This window comes from Paraburkholderia sp., from assembly GCF_036488505.1.
Lineage (GTDB): Bacteria > Pseudomonadota > Gammaproteobacteria > Burkholderiales > Burkholderiaceae > Paraburkholderia.
In genome coordinates this window covers 1-15602 of sequence record NZ_DASXHN010000044.1, presented here as the reverse complement: position 1 = coordinate 15602, position 15602 = coordinate 1, and the positions used below count along the sequence as shown (strand labels likewise).

Sequence of the window (15602 nt, the reverse complement as noted above, 5' to 3'; positions counted from 1 at the left end):
GTACTTGCGCCGCAGCCAGCCGTCCTCGAGATACCAGTGCTGGAGCGGACCGGTGAGGCGCTCCTTGACCTCGTCGTCGGAATAGACCTGCTCTGTCTTTGCCATGACTGTTGCTCCTCGGATGCGGAAATCGTCCGTCGTGCCAGGCGTTGCGCGAGGCGGCGGACTCGTGGTGCGGCGCACGATTCGCAAAGGACACGTTTCGTATCACCGGAGTGACACAGTATGTGCCGCGTTCAGTGTTGCAACCAGTTCAAGGTTGCCACAGCGCGCGAGCGAACGTGCGGCGCGCAGCGGCTGCGATGCGACGTGCGCGCGGTGCAAGCGGGTTCGCGCAGCGAATGCGGCGTTCGCCGCCAGCTTCCGGCATGGAATATGCGTTTGCCCTCCATGCGCCGCGAAGCCCGACATCGAATCGGGATAGCGCGTTGAATCGTTACCTGTACTCGAGAAGGCGCGCACGATGCGACGAGGTAGCGTGGGTCATTCGTGAGTTGAACAGCAGGACAATTCTGGAGGAGACATGAACTTACGCACTGTGGTTCTTGGGCTCGCGATCCTCGCATCGGCAGCCTTTAGCTCTCTGGCTGCGCAGGCCGATTCGCAGCTCGACGGACTGATGAAAAACCCATCCAACTGGGCCGCCCAGGCGGGCGATTATGCGAATCATCGCTACAGCCCACTGAAGCAGATCAACGAGAACAACGTCGGCAAGCTGCAGGTCGCATGGACGATGTCGACGGGGGTGCTGCGCGGCCACGAGGGTTCGCCTCTCGTGATCGGCGACACGATGTATATCCACTCGCCGTTTCCTAACAAGGTGATTGCGATCAACCTGAAGGACCAGACGTTCATCTGGCAGTATCAGCCGAAGCAGGACGAGCAGGTGGTCTCCGTGATGTGTTGCGATACCGTGAACCGCGGCCTCGCTTACGGTGACGGCAAGATCTTCCTGCAACAGGCCGACACCAAGCTGGTGGCGTTGAACGCGAAAACCGGCGACGTGGTCTGGACCGCGCAGAACGGCAATCCGAAAGCGGGCGAAACCAACACCAACGCGCCGCACGTATTCGGCGACAAGGTGCTGACCGGCATCTCGGGCGGCGAGTTCGGCGTGCGCGGGCGTCTGATCGCTTACGACATCAAGACCGGCAAGCCGGCCTGGACCGCGTACAGCACGGGCCCGGACAACGAGATGCTGATCGACCCGCAAAAGACGATGACCTACACCAACGGCCAGATGGTGCCGGTGGGCGCGGATTCGTCGCTGAAGTCGTGGAAGGGCGATCAGTGGAAGCTCGGCGGCGGCACTACGTGGGGCTGGTATGCGTGGGATCCAAAGCTGAACCTTGTCTACTATGGCACTGGCAATCCGGGCACATGGAACCCGACGCAACGTCCGGGCGACAACAAATGGTCGATGTCGATCTTCGCGCGCGACCTCAATACCGGTACCGCCAGGTGGGTCTACCAGATGACGCCGCACGACGAATGGGACTATGACGGCGTCAACGAAATGATCCTGTCGGACCTGACGATCAACGGCAAGAAGGTGCCCTCGATCGTTCACTTCGACCGTAACGGCTTCGGCTATACGCTCAATCGCGAAACCGGACAACTGCTGGTCGCGCAGAAGTACGACCCGGCGGTGAACTGGGCCGATCGCGTGGACCTGCAAAGCGATCTGCCGATTCGCAACGCGGCGTATTCGACGCAAGCGGCCGGCTCCGATCACAATGTGAAGGGTATCTGCCCGGCGGCACTCGGCTCGAAGGACCAGCAACCGGCCGCGTTCGATCCGAACAGCAATATGTTCCTCGTGCCGACCAATCACGTCTGTATGGACTATGAGCCGTTCGATGTCGACTACGTGTCCGGTCAGCCGTATGTGGGCGCCACCTTGTCGATGTATCCGGGTCCGAACGACAACAACGCGATGGGCAACTTCATCGCTTGGGATGCGAGCAAGGGCAAGATCATCTACTCGAAGCCGGAGCGCTTCTCGGTGTGGTCGGGTGTGCTGGCGACGGGTGGCGGGATCGCGTTCTACGGCACGCTCGAAGGCTACCTGAAGGCGGTTCGCATCAAGGACGGCAAGGAATTGTGGCGCTTCAAGACGCCGTCGGGAATCATCGGCAACGTCTTCACTTACGAGTATCAGGGCAAGCAGTATGTCGGCGTGTACTCGGGCATCGGCGGCTGGGCCGGCATCGGCATGGCAGCCGGTCTGGAAAAGTCGACCGAAGGTCTGGGCGCGGTCGGCGGCTATCGTGAACTGGCGAAGTACACCGCGCTTGGCGGCACGCTGTTCGTGTTCGCGATCCCGAACGAGAAGAGCTGACCAGCGCGCTGAAATGCTGGCGGGCTGAATCGAATGGCCGGCGCGTTCGTCGTATCAGGACGCACCGGCGGCTCACCGGGCCGCTCATCGGGCCGTTCATCCGGCCCTGCCAGCCGCACCACTCGACACGCGGATTCACCCCGCGCAACGACCCACCCGTGCCCATTGACCGATGCGTTGAGGAAACGCTCCGGGGCGCGCGGTTCCCACTATGGAGACAGATGCATGAAAGGCCGATCAATCCTGATGCTCGCGGCGGTGCCCGCGGCGCTCGTTCTGCTGCCGGTCGTGTACGCGCAGAACAATCCCTCGATTGCGCAGGTCGCGTACAAGGTGGTCGACGGCAACAAGGTCGACAGCAGTACGCTATTGGGATGGAAGACCTGGCGTGCGCTCGCTTGCGAACGCTGCCACGGTGCGCAACAGCAGGGTATGGTCGGGCCGTCGCTGATCGACGCATTCAAGACGCTGGACAAGACTGAGTTTCATCGCACGGTGTTCGGCGGGCGGGTCGAGAAAGGCATGCCTGATTTCAGCAGCAGCCAGATGATGCAGAAGAACTGGGAAAACCTGTACGCCTATCTGAAAGGGCGTTCCGATGGACAGATCAAGCCGGGCGATCTGCAGGCCATCGACGCAAAATAAAAAAACCGGCAGGCCGTCATTTTTCGGAGGCTTACGATGCGCGATAAGAGAACCATGTCCATGCACGCCGGCGTGATCGCCGCCGCGCTGTGTTGCGCGGCATTCGCGAGTGCGGCGGTCAGGGCCGACGGCCCGGCGCTGCCCAACAACGATGGTGCGGACGGCGTGCTCCGAGTGTGCGCGGACCCGAACAACATGCCGTTGTCGAACGACAAGGGCGAAGGCTACGAAAACCGGATCGCCGCGCAAATGGCGAGCGATTTCGGCTACAAGCTCGAATACACATACTTCCCGCAGCGCATGGGCTTCGTGCGTCACACGTTGCGCGAGAAGGAAGACAACACCCAGCGCTACCGGTGCGATCTGATCATCGGCGTGCCCAAGGGTTATGACATGACGTCGACGACGCAGCCGTATCTGCGCTCGACCTATGCGATGGTGTTCCCGAACCGCCCCGAGTTCGCGAGTATCCAGACGCCCGACGATCTGCTCAAGCTGCCGCCCGAGCAACTGCACAAGCTGCGTTTCGGCATCTTTTCGCAGACACCCGCGGTGGACTGGCTGCTCGGGCACAACCTGATCGACCAGGCGGTGTCGTACCAGGTGCAAAGCGGCGACCCCGCCGAATACCCCGGCCAGATGGTCGAACACGACCTGCGCGCGGGCAACGTCGACGTGGTGTTCCTGTGGGGGCCGATTGCCGGCTACTTCGCGAAGCGCGCCGGCGATTCGGTCAGGCTCGTGCCGTTCCCCGCGCAGCCCGGCATCCGCTTCGACTACACGATCTCGATGGGCGTGCGTTACGGCGAGAAGGCATGGAAGGACAAGGTGGATCAATGGATCGGCGCGAATCACGACAAGATCGACAGTATCCTCGCCACCTACGAGGTGCCGATGCTCAAACCGGTCGACGTGCCGGCGTCCCGGCCCGGCGACGCGTCGCAATGACGCGTGCGCGCAGCGGCTGGGTCCGCGCGGCGGGCGCCGCGCTGCTGTCGATGCTGATCTGCATGAGCTTCGCGCTGAGCCTGGCGCCCGCCGTCGCGCGGGCGGCGGGCGCGCAGCCCAGCGACGAGATCACGCCGGCGGAACGCCTGATCTTTCTGACCGACCATCTGCACGGCGTCGCCGCGCAGACCGAACTCGACTACGCGCTGATCAATTCGGAGCAGCCGTCGCATAGCGCCGACGTCGTCAAGGTGCTGGTGGTGAGCCCCGATAACACGAAAGGCGACGCTCAGGTGTCGGACCATAGCGGCAGCGTGAACCTGCCGATCGGCGGGCTGCAGTGCAATCCGGCGATCATCTATTTTCTCGAGCGCGACATTGCCGAGATGCAGGGCCTGACGGGCGGCCAGCGCCGCTATTTCCAGCAGCGGTTGCGCCTTGCGCTCGCCGCCGGACCGCAGATAGAGAGCGTGCCCGGCGAGGTCGGCGGCAAGCCGGTCCATACGCGCCGCATCGTCGTGCAGCCCTATCTGAACGATCCGAATGGGGAGCGCTTCGCGCAATACACCGGCAAGCGCTACACCTTCCTGCTGGCCGACGACGTGCCCGGCCAGCTCGTGCAGATTCGCACCGACCTGCCGGGGCCGAACAACGACTTCGCGCATCCGGCGCATACGGAATCGATGAGCTTTCAGTCGGTCGTGCGCAAATTGCCGCCGCCTGCCAATGCACCGGCGAAGCCGTCGACCAATGCGCCGAGGGCCAGCCGTTGAATCCGCACGGCCGGGTCGAGCCGCGCGAGACCGGCATCGCCATGGTGTCCACCACCGCTCGACTCGCATAGGAGCGCTTGCATGCCGATGGACGCCCAGGACCGCGCATCGAATCGGATCAAGCGCGTGCGCGAACTACGCGCCGTCGCGCCGGCCGCGCTCGCGGATGCATTCGCCCGGCAAAGCGGCTAGTCGCCATGCAGAGCGCGCGCTTCGCGACGAACCGTGTCAATCTGAATTTCGTTCGCACGCTGACGCTGCGGCAATTGCAGATCTTCGTCGTCGCGAGCCGCTACACGAGTTTCGCGCGCGCGGCCGAAGAGTTGCATCTGACGCAGCCGGCGGTATCGATGCAGATTCATCAACTCGAAGACGCGGTCGGCCTGCCGCTGTTCGAGCGCGTCGCGCGCAAGCTGGCGCTGACCGAAGCGGGCGAGATGCTGACCCATCACGCGAGCCGTATCCTCGGCGAAATCAAGGATGCGGAAGACGCGATGATGTCGCTGAAGCAGGCCGATAGCGGCTCGATCAACGTCGGCATCGTCAGTTCAGCGACGTACTTCGCGCCGAAACTGCTCGCGCAGTATTCGCATCTGTACCCGAAGGTCGATGTGCATTTCTCTGTCGGCAATCGCGACGCGCTCTTGCGGATGTTGCAGGACAACGCGATCGATCTCGCGATCATGGGGCGTCCGCCGCCGGAACTCGACACGACGGCCGAGCCGCTGGCGAGCCACCCGCAAGTGGTGGTCGCGCCGCTGAGTCATCCGTTGTGCGGCGCGCGCCGCTTCGATCTGCAGGAGTTGCGCGGCGATACGTTTTTGCTGCGAGAACCCGGCTCAGGTACTCGCATCTCGGCCGAGGTGATGTTCCGCCAGCATCTGTTCACGCCCGCGAAGACCGTCACGCTCGGCAGCAACGAAACCATCAAGCAGGCGGTGATGGCGGGCATGGGGGTGAGCCTGATTTCGCTGCATACGTTGCTGCTGGAACTGCGCACCGGCGAAATCGCGCTGCTCGATGTGAACGGCACGCCAATCGAACGAACGTGGCAGGTCGTGCATCTGCGCTCGAAGCAGCTTTCGCCGACCAGCATGATGTTTCGCCAGTTTTTGCTCGAGCATGCAGCGGCGCATCTGGAGCGCGAATACGCGGCGTTCGCAGGTGTATTTGCGAAGCCGGCGGTTCGTGCGGAGCGGTAGCGATATGAGTGAACGGGCCTCTGTGCGTTTGGCGTTCGCGGTTTGCGTTGCGGTGGCCGGCTTATTGATGTTCGGCATGACGCCGGCGTGGGCCGGGCCGGTTTCAATCGCGGTGCTCAATTGTGGACTGATCGACGACAACGCACGCTATAACGATGCCGATACCAACCGCGCACAGGCGGCTCGCATCGACATGGTCAGCGACGCACTGCGCGCGCAACTGGGCGCGAGCGAGCGCTACCGGGTTGCCGACAACAGCCGCGCCGCCGGTCTGATCACGCGCCTCGGCGCGTCCCAGGACCTCACGTCGTGCGATGGCTGTGCGCGCCAGGTCGGGCGCGAACTGGGCGTCGAACAGGTGGGTGTCTGCTGGGTCCAGAAAGTCAGCAACCTGATCCTCAACATGAACCTGCGCGTACAAGACGTGGCCAGCGGCAAGACCTTGTTCCAGCGCTCGGTCGATATTCGCGGTAATACCGATTTGTCGTGGCGACGCGGCGCGACAGCACTCGTCGGCTTGCTGGTCGATGCTGATCCGAACACGGATGCGCCGGATCGCGCACCCCCTAGATGACGGTGTCGCTGCATCGCGCGGCGGCGCGCGGCACAGCGGCGGCCGATGGCACAGTGTGTACCCGGATCTCGTGACAGGGTGCCAACTATTCGCAAGCGGCCTACCACGGCCAGCCGGTTCGAGTGACCGGCACAAAGCGTGCTTTCAGCAGATGCTGGCGAGTCCCCGGCGTATCCGCGCCGCCGCTTGCCCGAATATAAACACGCACTCGCATCAGTCTTCGGCGCGCGCATCGGCATGCCATCGCGAATGCAAGCGGACGCGCAAGCAGGCCCACGAGCAAGCCGCAAGGAGGGGATCCCAGCGATGAATTCTGGCGAACAGCTTCAGGACTGGCGTCTTCACGCACAGCAGATCGAAAACGAAGTTGCGAGGGTGGTGATCGGCCAGCGGCAAACCCTGAGGCTCGTCAACGTCGCGCTGTTCGCACGGGGCCACGTGTTGCTCGAAGGCGGTGTCGGCGTCGGCAAGACCACGGTATTGCGCGCGTTCGCCCGGGTGGTCGGCGGCGACTTCGAGCGCGTCGAAGGCACGATCGATCTGATGCCGGGCGACCTCGTCTATCACACCTATGTCGATGCGGACGGCAAGCCGCGCATCGAGCCCGGCCCATTGCTGCGTCACGGCGAGCAGTTGACCACGTTCTTCTTCAACGAGATCAATCGCGCGCGCCCGCAGGTGCAGTCGCTATTGCTGCGCGCGATGGCCGAGCGTTCCGTATGGGCGTTCGGCCGCGAGTATCGCTTTCCGCATATGACGGTGTTCGCCGATCGCAACAAGGTTGAAAAGGAAGAGACCTTCGAACTGGCGTCGGCGGCGCGCGACCGCTTCCTGTTCGAACTGAACATGCCCACGCCCGCCGAAGAGGACGCCCGCCGCATGCTGGTGTTCGACACGATGTTCCATGACGTCGACAGACTGCTCGCGCAACTGACGCCGTCGATCGTGCCGTGGGAACAGTTGAACGCTATCGGCGCGTCGATTCAGCAGGAGGTACAGGCGAGCGAGGCGATCGAGCGCTACGTGCTGGATATCTGGCAGGCCACTGAAACGCCGCTGCGTTTCGGCATCACGCTCGATGGCGTCGACATGCAGCAGCTGATTCTCGCCGGCGCGAGCCCACGCGGGATGAGTGCGCTGTTGCGGGCCGCGCGGGTGGTCGCCTGGCTGGCGGGGCGCTCGCATCTGATTCCGGAGGACATCCACGAGGTGCTGCTCCCCGCGCTCGGTCATCGCGTGTTCTTCACGCCGATCTACGAGCTGCGCCGCCAGGAGCTGGCCGAGGCGCTGATCGCGCAGATCACGGCCAAAGTGGCCGTGCCTCGCTGAACCCGGAGCGCTGACCCATGAGCGGCATCGCGGAATTCAGCTACCGTTTGCCGATGCGCGCCGGGGGCGCGCGGCCCGGCTCGCATCCCGGTGCGAGCTTCGGCTCCGGCCAGCAATTCGCGATGCACGGCCGCCTGTTCGACCATCCGGACCCGCGCCGTCTGGATTTGCGGGCAAGCCTGCGCGCCGCGCGCGACGAATGGCTGGTGCGGGTCCATTTGCAGCGGGTGGCGGTGCAGGTGGTGGTGATCGCCGACGTGTCGGCGTCGATGCAGTTCGGCACGCGCCGCACCAAGCTGCATGTCGCCGCCGATTTCGTCGAAGCGCTCGGCTATAGCGCGTTCCGGGTCGGCGACCGGCTCGGCATGCTGGCCTTCGACGCGGCCGAACGCGACGATCTGTTCATGCCGGCGCGCACCGGCCGCGGCACCGGCCATCTGCTCGCGACGATGCTGCGCGACTGCGCGAGCCGCGCGGCCGGGCGCGGCGCGATCGAAGGACTGCGGCGCTGCGCGACGCGTCTGGCCGGCCGCCAGGCGCTGGTGTTCATCGTGTCCGATTTCCACTGGCCGCTTGAGCAACTGCCGTCCGTGCTCGACATGCTGGTGCATGCGTGCGTGGTGCCGATGGTCGTGTGGGACGGCGCGGAAATCTCGCCGCCGCGGCACGCGCCGCTGCTGGCGGTCAACGATGCCGAGTCGGGCGAGCAGCGCATGGTGTGGCTGCGCGAGCGGATGCGTGAGCGGTGGCGCGAAGGGGTCGCGCACCGTCGCGGCGAACTGGCCGACGTGTTCGGCGCGCGCGGCATCCGGCCGTTTTATGTCGAAGGCGGGTTCGATCCCGAAGCGATGTCGCGTTACTTTCTGGAGATGACGGCATGAGGCCGGGCGCGCGCCGGGGCGGTGTCATACGCAGTGAGGCGGCGCGCGTATCGGCCGCGTCGCTGCTGTCGTGTGCCGCGTGCGCAGTGTGCGCACTGTGGGCGGTCAGCGCGGCCGCCACGACGGTACCCGCGTTCGTTCAGGAGCCTCGTGCATTTGGCTACGTGCTCGGCGACGTGCTGACGCAGCGTGTGCTACTGCAGGCGGATGGCAACGACGTGGGCGCGGTCACGCCGCCTTCGGTCGGCCGCACGGGTGAGTGGCTCGAACGGCGGCCTGTGTCGCTCGAAACCGATGCCGATGGCCGCAAGTGGATGGTGATCGCCTATCAGGTCGTCAACGCGCCGCAGACGCTCACGCAAATCACGTTGCCCGCGTTGACGCTGACATCGGCAACGGGCACGCAATTGCAGATCGCCGAATGGCCGGCGAGCGTCGGACCGCTGACTCCGCCGAACGCGTTCGCGACCGGCGACCTGCTGCCGTTGCGGCCCGATCGCGAGGCGCCGTGGCTGGCCACGGCCGGCCTGCGCCGCCAGCTTGCGTGGGCGTGCGGGCTGCTGCTCGCGACGCTGCTCGGATGGGCGCTCTGGTGGGGATGGCGCAACCAGCGCGAAGCGGCGCGGCTGCCGTTCGCGCGCGCATGGCGGCGGATGCAACGGTTTTCCGATGCGCAAGCCGCCGCGTCGAGCGACGCGTGGTTCTGTCTGCATCAGGCGTTGAACGAAACGGCCGGGCAGGTCGTGCATGCGGGATCGCTGTCCGCGCTGCTCGCGCGCGCCCCGTATCTGCAACCGTTGCGCGCGCAACTCGAACGCTTCTATCAGGTGTCGGCCGAGCGCTTTTTCCAACCCGCGCCGGCCGCCGCCGAGTTTCCGTTGCAGGCGTTCTGCCACGCGCTGTATCGCGCCGAGCGGCGTCACCAGCGATGAGCTTCGCGTTCGATTTCGCGCATCCGTGGCTGCTCGTTCTGCTGCCGCTCGCCGCGTTGCCGGTGCTGCCGCGGCGCAGCGATACGCTGGTGTTTCCGAGCGTCGCGTGGTTGCCGGTCGATCACATCGGACGCTGGGCCGGCTGGCTCGCGCGCGGCAGCGCGGTGCTTGCGATCGCGGCGCTCGTCGTCGGACTCGCTGGCCCCGGCCGCGCCCAACGGCAGGTGCTGCGCACCGGCAGCGGCGCGCAGATCCTGATCCTGATGGACCGCAGCGCGAGCATGGACGAGCCGATGGGCAGCGCGGGCGTCGAGGCGCCGCGCGGCGAATCGAAGAACAAGGTGGCGCGTGCGTCGTTGACGAGCTTCGTCGAGCAGCGCCCCAACGACCAGCTCGCGTTCATGATGTTCGGCAGCAGCCCGGTGCTGGCGATGCCGTTCACATACGACCATCGGGTGATCGAGGAAGCGGTCGCCGCCACCGCGATCGGCCGCGGCATGCCGGACACGCAACTCGATCGCGGCATGCTGGCCGCGCTCGAGCAGTTCGACGGCCGCGCTTCGTCGGCACGCCGCGCGATCGTGCTGGTGTCCGACGGCGGCGCGCGGCTCGACCCGACAGTGCGGCGGCGCATTCAGGAGGGACTCCAGCGCAACCATGTCGCGCTTTATTTCATCTACCTGCGCAGCAGCATCTACAGCCCCGATCTGAACGCGCGGCTGCCTGCCCACGAAGACACGGCCGAAGCCGAACTGCATCGCTATTTTCTGACGCTGAAAACGCCTTACCGGCTGTTTCAGGCGCAGGACGAGAAGGGGATGATGGCGGCCATCGCCGAGATCAATCGCCAGCAGAACGCACCGACGACGTTCATCGAACATCTGCCGCGACAGGATCTGAGCCGGTATTGCTTTGCGGTTGCGCTGGGCTCGGCGATGGTGCTGATGCTGTTGCAGATGCTGCGGGTCAGGAGGTGGGCATGAAACGCACACTGATTCACGCCGCGTTTGGCACGGTCGCGATCTGCTGTGCCGCCTGGGGCGTATCTAGTTGGGTGCGTCTTCAGCATGCCGTGCAGATCAATCGCGCGATTGCCGCGGTGAGCGCGCCGGCTCCGGCGAACGCGGCGAAGCCGGGCTCGCAGGATGAGCGCGCGGGCGACGATGAAGCGCCCCAGGTTCGGCTGGCGCGCGCGACGATGCTATCGAAAGCGGGCGCCTACGACGCGGCTGCGCGGCTCTACAACGGCCTGATCCACGAGAGCCGGCTCGACGATCTCGGCCGCGCGGCGCTGTACGATCTCGGCAACATGTATCTGCGCGAAGGCAGTGGCGATGGCGGGGCGCGCGTACTCAGATCGATTTCGATGGTCAACGAGGCGAAGGCGCGCTACCGGATCGTGCTGCGCTCGACGCCAGGCGATTGGGATGCGCGTTACAACCTCGAGCGCGCGCTGTGGCTCGCGCCGGAAACGCAATCCGCGCTCGATCAGCCGGATGTGAAGGAGCAGCACAACGTCAAGCTGCGCGACGCGCAGAGCATGGATCTGCCATGAGCGGCGCGGCGCGCGGGCGGGGTGTCGCGAGACTGCGGGCCGCGCTGATGCCGCTTGCGCTGGTCGCGTTGATCGCGGCAGTCGCGATGCCGGACGTGACCTTGCCGCGCAATACGTTCGACTACATCGTCACGTTCGATATTACGCAAAGCATGAACGTCGAGGACGTCACGCTCGACGGCGTGCCGCTCAGCCGGCTGAAGTTCGCGCAGGCCGCGATGCGCGACGCGCTCGGGCGCTTGCCGTGCGGCTCGAAGGTGGGCTGGAGCGTGTTCACCGGGCAACGCACGCTGCTGTTGCTGCCGCCCGTCGAAGTGTGCGGCAACTACGACGCATTGCTGGTGTCGCTCGATGGTATCGACGGACGGATGCGCTGGACCAACTGGAGCCGAATCGCCGAAGGCGGGGTGTACTCGGCGGTGCGCGTCGCGCAGGACCTCGGCGACGGCGCGGCAATCGTATTCGTCACCGATGGTCAGGAGGCGCCGCCCGTGTCGACGTCGCGCGAGTTGATGCCCGGCATCAACGCCGCGCGTATCAAGGGCTGGCTGATCGGCGTGGGCGGCGATCAGCCAGCGGCGATCCCGAAGAGCGATGCGAGCGGCAACCGGATCGGCTACTGGCAGGCCGACGACGTGATCCAGGTGCCGACTCCGCCGGGATCGACCGCGCAGGGGGACACGCACGAGGAGCTTTCCGAATTGCGAGGTCAGTACCTGGAGTCAGTGGCCGGGCAAACCGGTCTTGCATATCGACGCCTGTTGAGCTCGGCTTCATTGAGCGATGCGCTGCTGGATCTGCGCTTCGCTCATCGCGAACCGGTGCCGACCGACTGGCGCTGGTCTCCCGCGCTGCTCGCGCTGCTGCTGCTGGCCGCGCGATTTATGCCTGACGCGGTTTGGGCGTGGTCACGCGCGGGCCGTCAGCGCATCCGCACGGTCTTTCGGCGGATCGCGCCGATATCGACTGAGCGTTCACCGCGAGTCGAATAAATCTTCGAGACGTTGACAGCGCAACGGTTGTCGATAGCAATCGACGGGCACACGCGCGAGCGACCCGCGCGGGTTGCAAGACTTGCCGGCGTCGCGGCTATCAAGTGTTTTCTTGCAGTCGCTTTTGCCGGTCTTGTGCTGCTGATAATGCTTCCAGGAAGCGTTATCTATCGGGCATTCCGAAATTCAATACGAGCGTGGCCAGGGAAAGCCCGAGTGCACGTGTGTGGACGCGACGTCGCTCGCATATCGGGCTTTCGGTATGCGAATGACTGACTACAATGGGTGAATGCAATTGGTGGCAATAGCGGTGTGCGCGGTCGGAACGGTTAGTCATGTGACGTTTGAGTTCCTTCATTGGAGGCATGCTCATGACGTGCCCGAACGAAAGGATTGTCGGTGCGGTACTTTTCGCGCTGAGTGGCGCCGCGTGGGCGGGCGGGCTCGCTAGCGACTCGCCCCAGACGATGGTGGTCGCCAATATCGCGCCCGCGCCTGTTGAAGCGGTGCCGCCGATTCCCGAGCCCCGGCGGTATTTTCAGCAGCAGCGTTATGCGATGGAGTATCAGGCGGATCAGGGCAAGCCGTTTTATGGGCAGCTTCAGAATTTTTATAGTTCTGGGTTGACGACAGATATACGGTATAGAGCGCTGCCCGCTGCGCTGGACGGGGATGGTTTGGGTGGCGCTGTGTCTGCGGCTGTCCCTGTGCCTACGGCTGGCTCTCGGCCCGATGCGAATCCACTTCAATTTAGGCCGGCTAGCGGGCCGCAATTGTCTATCGTGCAGATGAATACGTCTGCTTTGTCGATTGGAGCCTCGCCGCAGAGGCGGCTTTCGTTGATTGTCGATGATTGGGTTTTTACCGGGACGGCGAGAGTTGCCGTTTTGCATTCGCATGATACGGGGGCTACGCTTATTGTGAAGCATAAGTTTTGAATGCTTTTTTGGCTTCTCTCTTTTCTCTGTTTCTTATTCCTGGCCTTTTTGTGTTTTGCTTTTAGTCTATTAGTGTTGCCCCTGTGCGGGGCGGAACCTTCTTTGCGGCTGCAAAGAAAGTTGGCAAGAAAGCAGCTTCACACCGTAAGCTCTTAAGTGGGCACCTCGGTTCACCGTCGGCAATGGTGCATCTGGAATCGGTGCTCCCGCACATTCAACGGTAGTGACAAAGCAGTCATTCTTCCGGCGGCGCTGCGCGCACCGTCGCTTTGCTCAAAAGCCATCGCTGGATTCTTTCCTTCTTCCTTTTCTTTCTGCCTCCTTGCTCCTTCGTTTTTCTTTTTCTTTTTGTTTTTTCTTTTTTCTCGTTGAGGTTGCCTGGACGGTGCGTTGTCGGTGGCGCTCGTTTGCACTCAATGGGCCTTAATCACGATGCGTGGGTAGCTGCCAGGCGGTCGTCGCATTCCTCGATCTCCAGCCCATACCGCCGCCCGCACTGCAGCACACCCGTGCGCCTGATTGGCTCCTACATTTTTACCAAAATGGCTCTGAATCCAAGTGCCAAATCTCTTTATAGTCGCTGCATGTACCGCGCCTTGCGCGCGGCGTCCGTCCAGGGTCGTGAGCGAAGGGGATGTCGATGAACAATGCCGAGCTGAAAAGCCGCAGGGACGCCGCGACGCCGCGCGGTGTCGGGGTCATGTGCGATTTCTACGCAGCGCGCGCTGAAAACGCCGAGCTGTGGGATATCGAAGGCCGCCGTTTTATCGACTTCGCCGCCGGCATTGCGGTGTGCAACACGGGCCATCGTCATCCGAAGATCGTCGCCGCGATTCGCGACCAGCTCGATCGTTTTACGCACACCGCGTATCAGATCGTCCCGTATGCGTCGTACGTTGAGTTGGCCGAAAAGATCAACCAGCGCGCGCCGGGCGACTATCCGAAGAAGACCGCGTTCTTCACGACCGGCGCCGAAGCCGTCGAAAACGCGATCAAGATCGCCCGTGCCGCGACCGGCCGTGCGGGCGTGATAGCGTTCACCGGCGGCTTCCACGGCCGCACGCTGATGGGCATGGCGCTGACCGGCAAGGTCGCGCCATACAAGACGGGCTTCGGCCCGTTCCCGCCGGACGTGTTTCATGCGCCATTCCCGAATCCGTTGCATGGCGTGAGCACCGCCGATTCGCTGAAGTACATCGACCATCTGTTCAAGGCCGACATCGATCCAAAGCGTGTGGCCGCGATCATCTTCGAACCGGTTCAGGGCGAAGGCGGCTTCTATCAGGCACCGGTCGAGTTCGTGCGGGGGTTGCGCACGCTGTGCGACGCACACGGCATCCTGCTGATCGCCGATGAAGTGCAGACCGGTTTTGCGCGCACCGGCAAGCTGTTCGCGATGCATCACTACGACGTGGCGCCCGACCTGATGACGATGGCGAAAAGCCTCGCGGGCGGCATGCCGCTGTCGGGCGTGGTCGGCCGCGCCGACGTGATGGATGCGGCGGCCCCCGGCGGGCTCGGCGGCACCTACGCCGGCAATCCGCTCGCGCTGGCCGCCGCGCATGCGGTACTCGACATCATCGACGAGGAGCAGCTATGCGAGCGGGCCACGGTTCTCGGCGACCGGGTCAAGGCCAAACTCGTCGCGCTGCAGCGCGAAATACCGCAGATTGCCGAAGTGCGCGGGCCCGGTGCGATGGTGGCCGTCGAGTTCTGCAACGCGGACGGCTGCGGGCCGGACGCCGGCTTCGCGACAAGGGTGCAGGCGCGCGCGCTCGAACGCGGCTTGCTGTTGCTGGTGTGCGGCCTCTATTCGAACGTGGTGCGCTTGCTGTTCCCGCTGACGATCCCGGACGCCGTATTCGACGAAGCGATCGCGATTCTCGAAGCCGCGATCAACGAGAGCGTCGCTGTCGCGGCGTAAAGCGACTCACCCGCGCCGCACCCGTTGACGCGGGTGGCACAGGCGAGGGGTAGATCTGAATGGACACGGAGGCTGAACATGTCTGACGGCTATTTTCAACCGATGGGCGGAAACGAGATGCCGCGCTGCGGAGGCATCGCGACGATGATGCGGTTGCCGAACGTTGCGTCGGCTGCAGGCCTCGATGCGTGCTTTGTCGGCGTGCCGTTCGATCTCGGTACGTCGAACCGCACCGGCGCGCGGTTCGGGCCGCGCCAGATTCGCAGCGAGTCGGTGCTGCTGCGGCCGTACAACATGGCGACGCGCGCCGCGCCGTTCGATTCGCTGCGCGTGGCCGATATCGGCGACGTCGCGATCAATCCGTACAACCTGCTCGATTCGATCGCGCGCATCGAAACCGCGTACGACGCAATCCTCGGGCACGGCGCAACGCCGATTACGCTCGGTGGCGATCACACGATCGCGTTGCCCATCCTGCGCGCAATCCATCGCAAGCACGGCAAGGTCGGGCTGATCCACGTCGACGCCCATGCGGACGTCAACGACACGATGATGGGCGAGAAGATCG

The 15602-nt window shown here is 64.3% G+C and carries 16 protein-coding genes and 1 pseudogene; 15 read left to right on the top strand and 2 right to left on the bottom strand.

What is annotated here, in order from left to right; all coding sequences use genetic code 11:
- Positions 1–105: pseudogene (locus tag VGH68_RS02640) on the bottom strand (4a-hydroxytetrahydrobiopterin dehydratase); the annotation flags it as partial.
- A gap of 418 nt (positions 106–523) precedes the next feature.
- Between VGH68_RS02640 and VGH68_RS02635 the strand changes: the two are divergent.
- From VGH68_RS02635 to VGH68_RS02575, 13 genes are all read left to right on the top strand, one after another.
- On the top strand, positions 524–2341 hold the full coding sequence (locus VGH68_RS02635) for a methanol/ethanol family PQQ-dependent dehydrogenase (RefSeq protein WP_331601951.1): 1818 nt from the start codon (positions 524–526) through the stop codon (positions 2339–2341).
- 225 nt (positions 2342–2566) lie between these two features.
- The gene (locus VGH68_RS02630) at positions 2567–2986 is read left to right on the top strand and encodes a c-type cytochrome (protein WP_331601950.1); all 420 of its coding nucleotides are present in this window, start codon (positions 2567–2569) and stop codon (positions 2984–2986) included.
- Positions 2987–3022: 36 nt separating this feature from the next.
- Complete coding sequence (locus tag VGH68_RS02625) at positions 3023–3934, top strand: substrate-binding domain-containing protein (protein WP_331601949.1); 912 nt, start codon at positions 3023–3025, stop codon at positions 3932–3934.
- Positions 3931–4707 (top strand): hypothetical protein, encoded by a 777-nt coding sequence (locus VGH68_RS02620; RefSeq protein ID WP_331601948.1) that lies wholly within the window; start codon positions 3931–3933, stop codon positions 4705–4707. The genes VGH68_RS02625 and VGH68_RS02620 overlap by 4 nt, the downstream gene beginning before the upstream one ends.
- 197 nt (positions 4708–4904) lie before the next feature.
- Positions 4905–5909, top strand: coding sequence for a LysR family transcriptional regulator (locus VGH68_RS02615; protein ID WP_331601947.1), 1005 nt, complete (start codon positions 4905–4907; stop codon positions 5907–5909).
- A gap of 4 nt (positions 5910–5913) precedes the next feature.
- Positions 5914–6483 carry a DUF3280 domain-containing protein gene (locus VGH68_RS02610; protein WP_331601946.1) on the top strand — a complete coding sequence of 190 codons (570 nt, stop codon included), beginning with the start codon at positions 5914–5916 and terminating at the stop codon, positions 6481–6483.
- 306 nt (positions 6484–6789) lie between these two features.
- Positions 6790–7812 (top strand): MoxR family ATPase, encoded by a 1023-nt coding sequence (locus VGH68_RS02605; RefSeq protein ID WP_331601945.1) that lies wholly within the window; start codon positions 6790–6792, stop codon positions 7810–7812.
- Between the two features lie 17 nt (positions 7813–7829).
- Positions 7830–8693 carry a DUF58 domain-containing protein gene (locus VGH68_RS02600; protein ID WP_331601944.1) on the top strand — a complete coding sequence of 288 codons (864 nt, stop codon included), beginning with the start codon at positions 7830–7832 and terminating at the stop codon, positions 8691–8693.
- On the top strand, positions 8690–9625 hold the full coding sequence (locus tag VGH68_RS02595; RefSeq protein ID WP_331601943.1) for a calcium incorporation protein MxaA: 936 nt from the start codon (positions 8690–8692) through the stop codon (positions 9623–9625). Before VGH68_RS02600 ends, VGH68_RS02595 begins: the two co-directional genes overlap by 4 nt.
- Positions 9622–10608 carry a vWA domain-containing protein gene (locus VGH68_RS02590; protein WP_331601942.1) on the top strand — a complete coding sequence of 329 codons (987 nt, stop codon included), beginning with the start codon at positions 9622–9624 and terminating at the stop codon, positions 10606–10608. The genes VGH68_RS02595 and VGH68_RS02590 overlap by 4 nt, the downstream gene beginning before the upstream one ends.
- Positions 10605–11180, top strand: coding sequence for a tetratricopeptide repeat protein (locus VGH68_RS02585; protein WP_331601941.1), 576 nt, complete (start codon positions 10605–10607; stop codon positions 11178–11180). Before VGH68_RS02590 ends, VGH68_RS02585 begins: the two co-directional genes overlap by 4 nt.
- Complete coding sequence (locus VGH68_RS02580) at positions 11177–12172, top strand: MxaL protein (RefSeq protein WP_331601940.1); 996 nt, start codon at positions 11177–11179, stop codon at positions 12170–12172. Before VGH68_RS02585 ends, VGH68_RS02580 begins: the two co-directional genes overlap by 4 nt.
- Positions 12173–12543: 371 nt before the next feature.
- Complete coding sequence (locus VGH68_RS02575; protein WP_331601939.1) at positions 12544–13110, top strand: hypothetical protein; 567 nt, start codon at positions 12544–12546, stop codon at positions 13108–13110.
- A 170-nt stretch (positions 13111–13280) separates the two neighbouring features.
- On the opposite strand, the gene VGH68_RS02570 is transcribed toward VGH68_RS02575, so the two are convergent.
- Positions 13281–13523 (bottom strand): hypothetical protein, encoded by a 243-nt coding sequence (locus VGH68_RS02570; protein ID WP_331601938.1) that lies wholly within the window; start codon positions 13521–13523, stop codon positions 13281–13283.
- A 227-nt stretch (positions 13524–13750) separates the two neighbouring features.
- Between VGH68_RS02570 and gabT the strand changes: the two genes are divergently transcribed.
- On the top strand, positions 13751–15034 hold the full coding sequence (gabT, locus tag VGH68_RS02565) for a 4-aminobutyrate--2-oxoglutarate transaminase (protein WP_331601937.1): 1284 nt from the start codon (positions 13751–13753) through the stop codon (positions 15032–15034).
- A gap of 78 nt (positions 15035–15112) precedes the next feature.
- Positions 15113–15602, top strand: a 490-nt coding sequence (locus tag VGH68_RS02560) for an arginase family protein (protein WP_331601936.1), incomplete at its 3' end; no start/stop codon positions are given.

Excerpts from the sequence above, each read along its gene's own strand:
- VGH68_RS02605 (WP_331601945.1), top strand. The coding sequence starts at position 6,790 with ATGAATTCTGGCGAACAGCTTCAGGACTGGCGTCTTCACGCACAGCAG.
- VGH68_RS02630 (WP_331601950.1), top strand. The coding sequence starts at position 2,567 with ATGAAAGGCCGATCAATCCTGATGCTCGCGGCGGTGCCCGCGGCGCTC.
- VGH68_RS02575 (WP_331601939.1), top strand. The coding sequence starts at position 12,544 with ATGACGTGCCCGAACGAAAGGATTGTCGGTGCGGTACTTTTCGCGCTG.
- VGH68_RS02600 (WP_331601944.1), top strand. The coding sequence starts at position 7,830 with ATGAGCGGCATCGCGGAATTCAGCTACCGTTTGCCGATGCGCGCCGGG.
- VGH68_RS02625 (WP_331601949.1), top strand. The coding sequence starts at position 3,023 with ATGCGCGATAAGAGAACCATGTCCATGCACGCCGGCGTGATCGCCGCC.
- VGH68_RS02610 (WP_331601946.1), top strand. The coding sequence starts at position 5,914 with ATGAGTGAACGGGCCTCTGTGCGTTTGGCGTTCGCGGTTTGCGTTGCG.
- gabT (WP_331601937.1), top strand. The coding sequence starts at position 13,751 with ATGAACAATGCCGAGCTGAAAAGCCGCAGGGACGCCGCGACGCCGCGC.
- VGH68_RS02580 (WP_331601940.1), top strand. The coding sequence starts at position 11,177 with ATGAGCGGCGCGGCGCGCGGGCGGGGTGTCGCGAGACTGCGGGCCGCG.
- VGH68_RS02595 (WP_331601943.1), top strand. The coding sequence starts at position 8,690 with ATGAGGCCGGGCGCGCGCCGGGGCGGTGTCATACGCAGTGAGGCGGCG.
- VGH68_RS02615 (WP_331601947.1), top strand. The coding sequence starts at position 4,905 with ATGCAGAGCGCGCGCTTCGCGACGAACCGTGTCAATCTGAATTTCGTT.
- VGH68_RS02635 (WP_331601951.1), top strand. The coding sequence starts at position 524 with ATGAACTTACGCACTGTGGTTCTTGGGCTCGCGATCCTCGCATCGGCA.
- VGH68_RS02620 (WP_331601948.1), top strand. The coding sequence starts at position 3,931 with ATGACGCGTGCGCGCAGCGGCTGGGTCCGCGCGGCGGGCGCCGCGCTG.
- VGH68_RS02590 (WP_331601942.1), top strand. The coding sequence starts at position 9,622 with ATGAGCTTCGCGTTCGATTTCGCGCATCCGTGGCTGCTCGTTCTGCTG.
- VGH68_RS02585 (WP_331601941.1), top strand. The coding sequence starts at position 10,605 with ATGAAACGCACACTGATTCACGCCGCGTTTGGCACGGTCGCGATCTGC.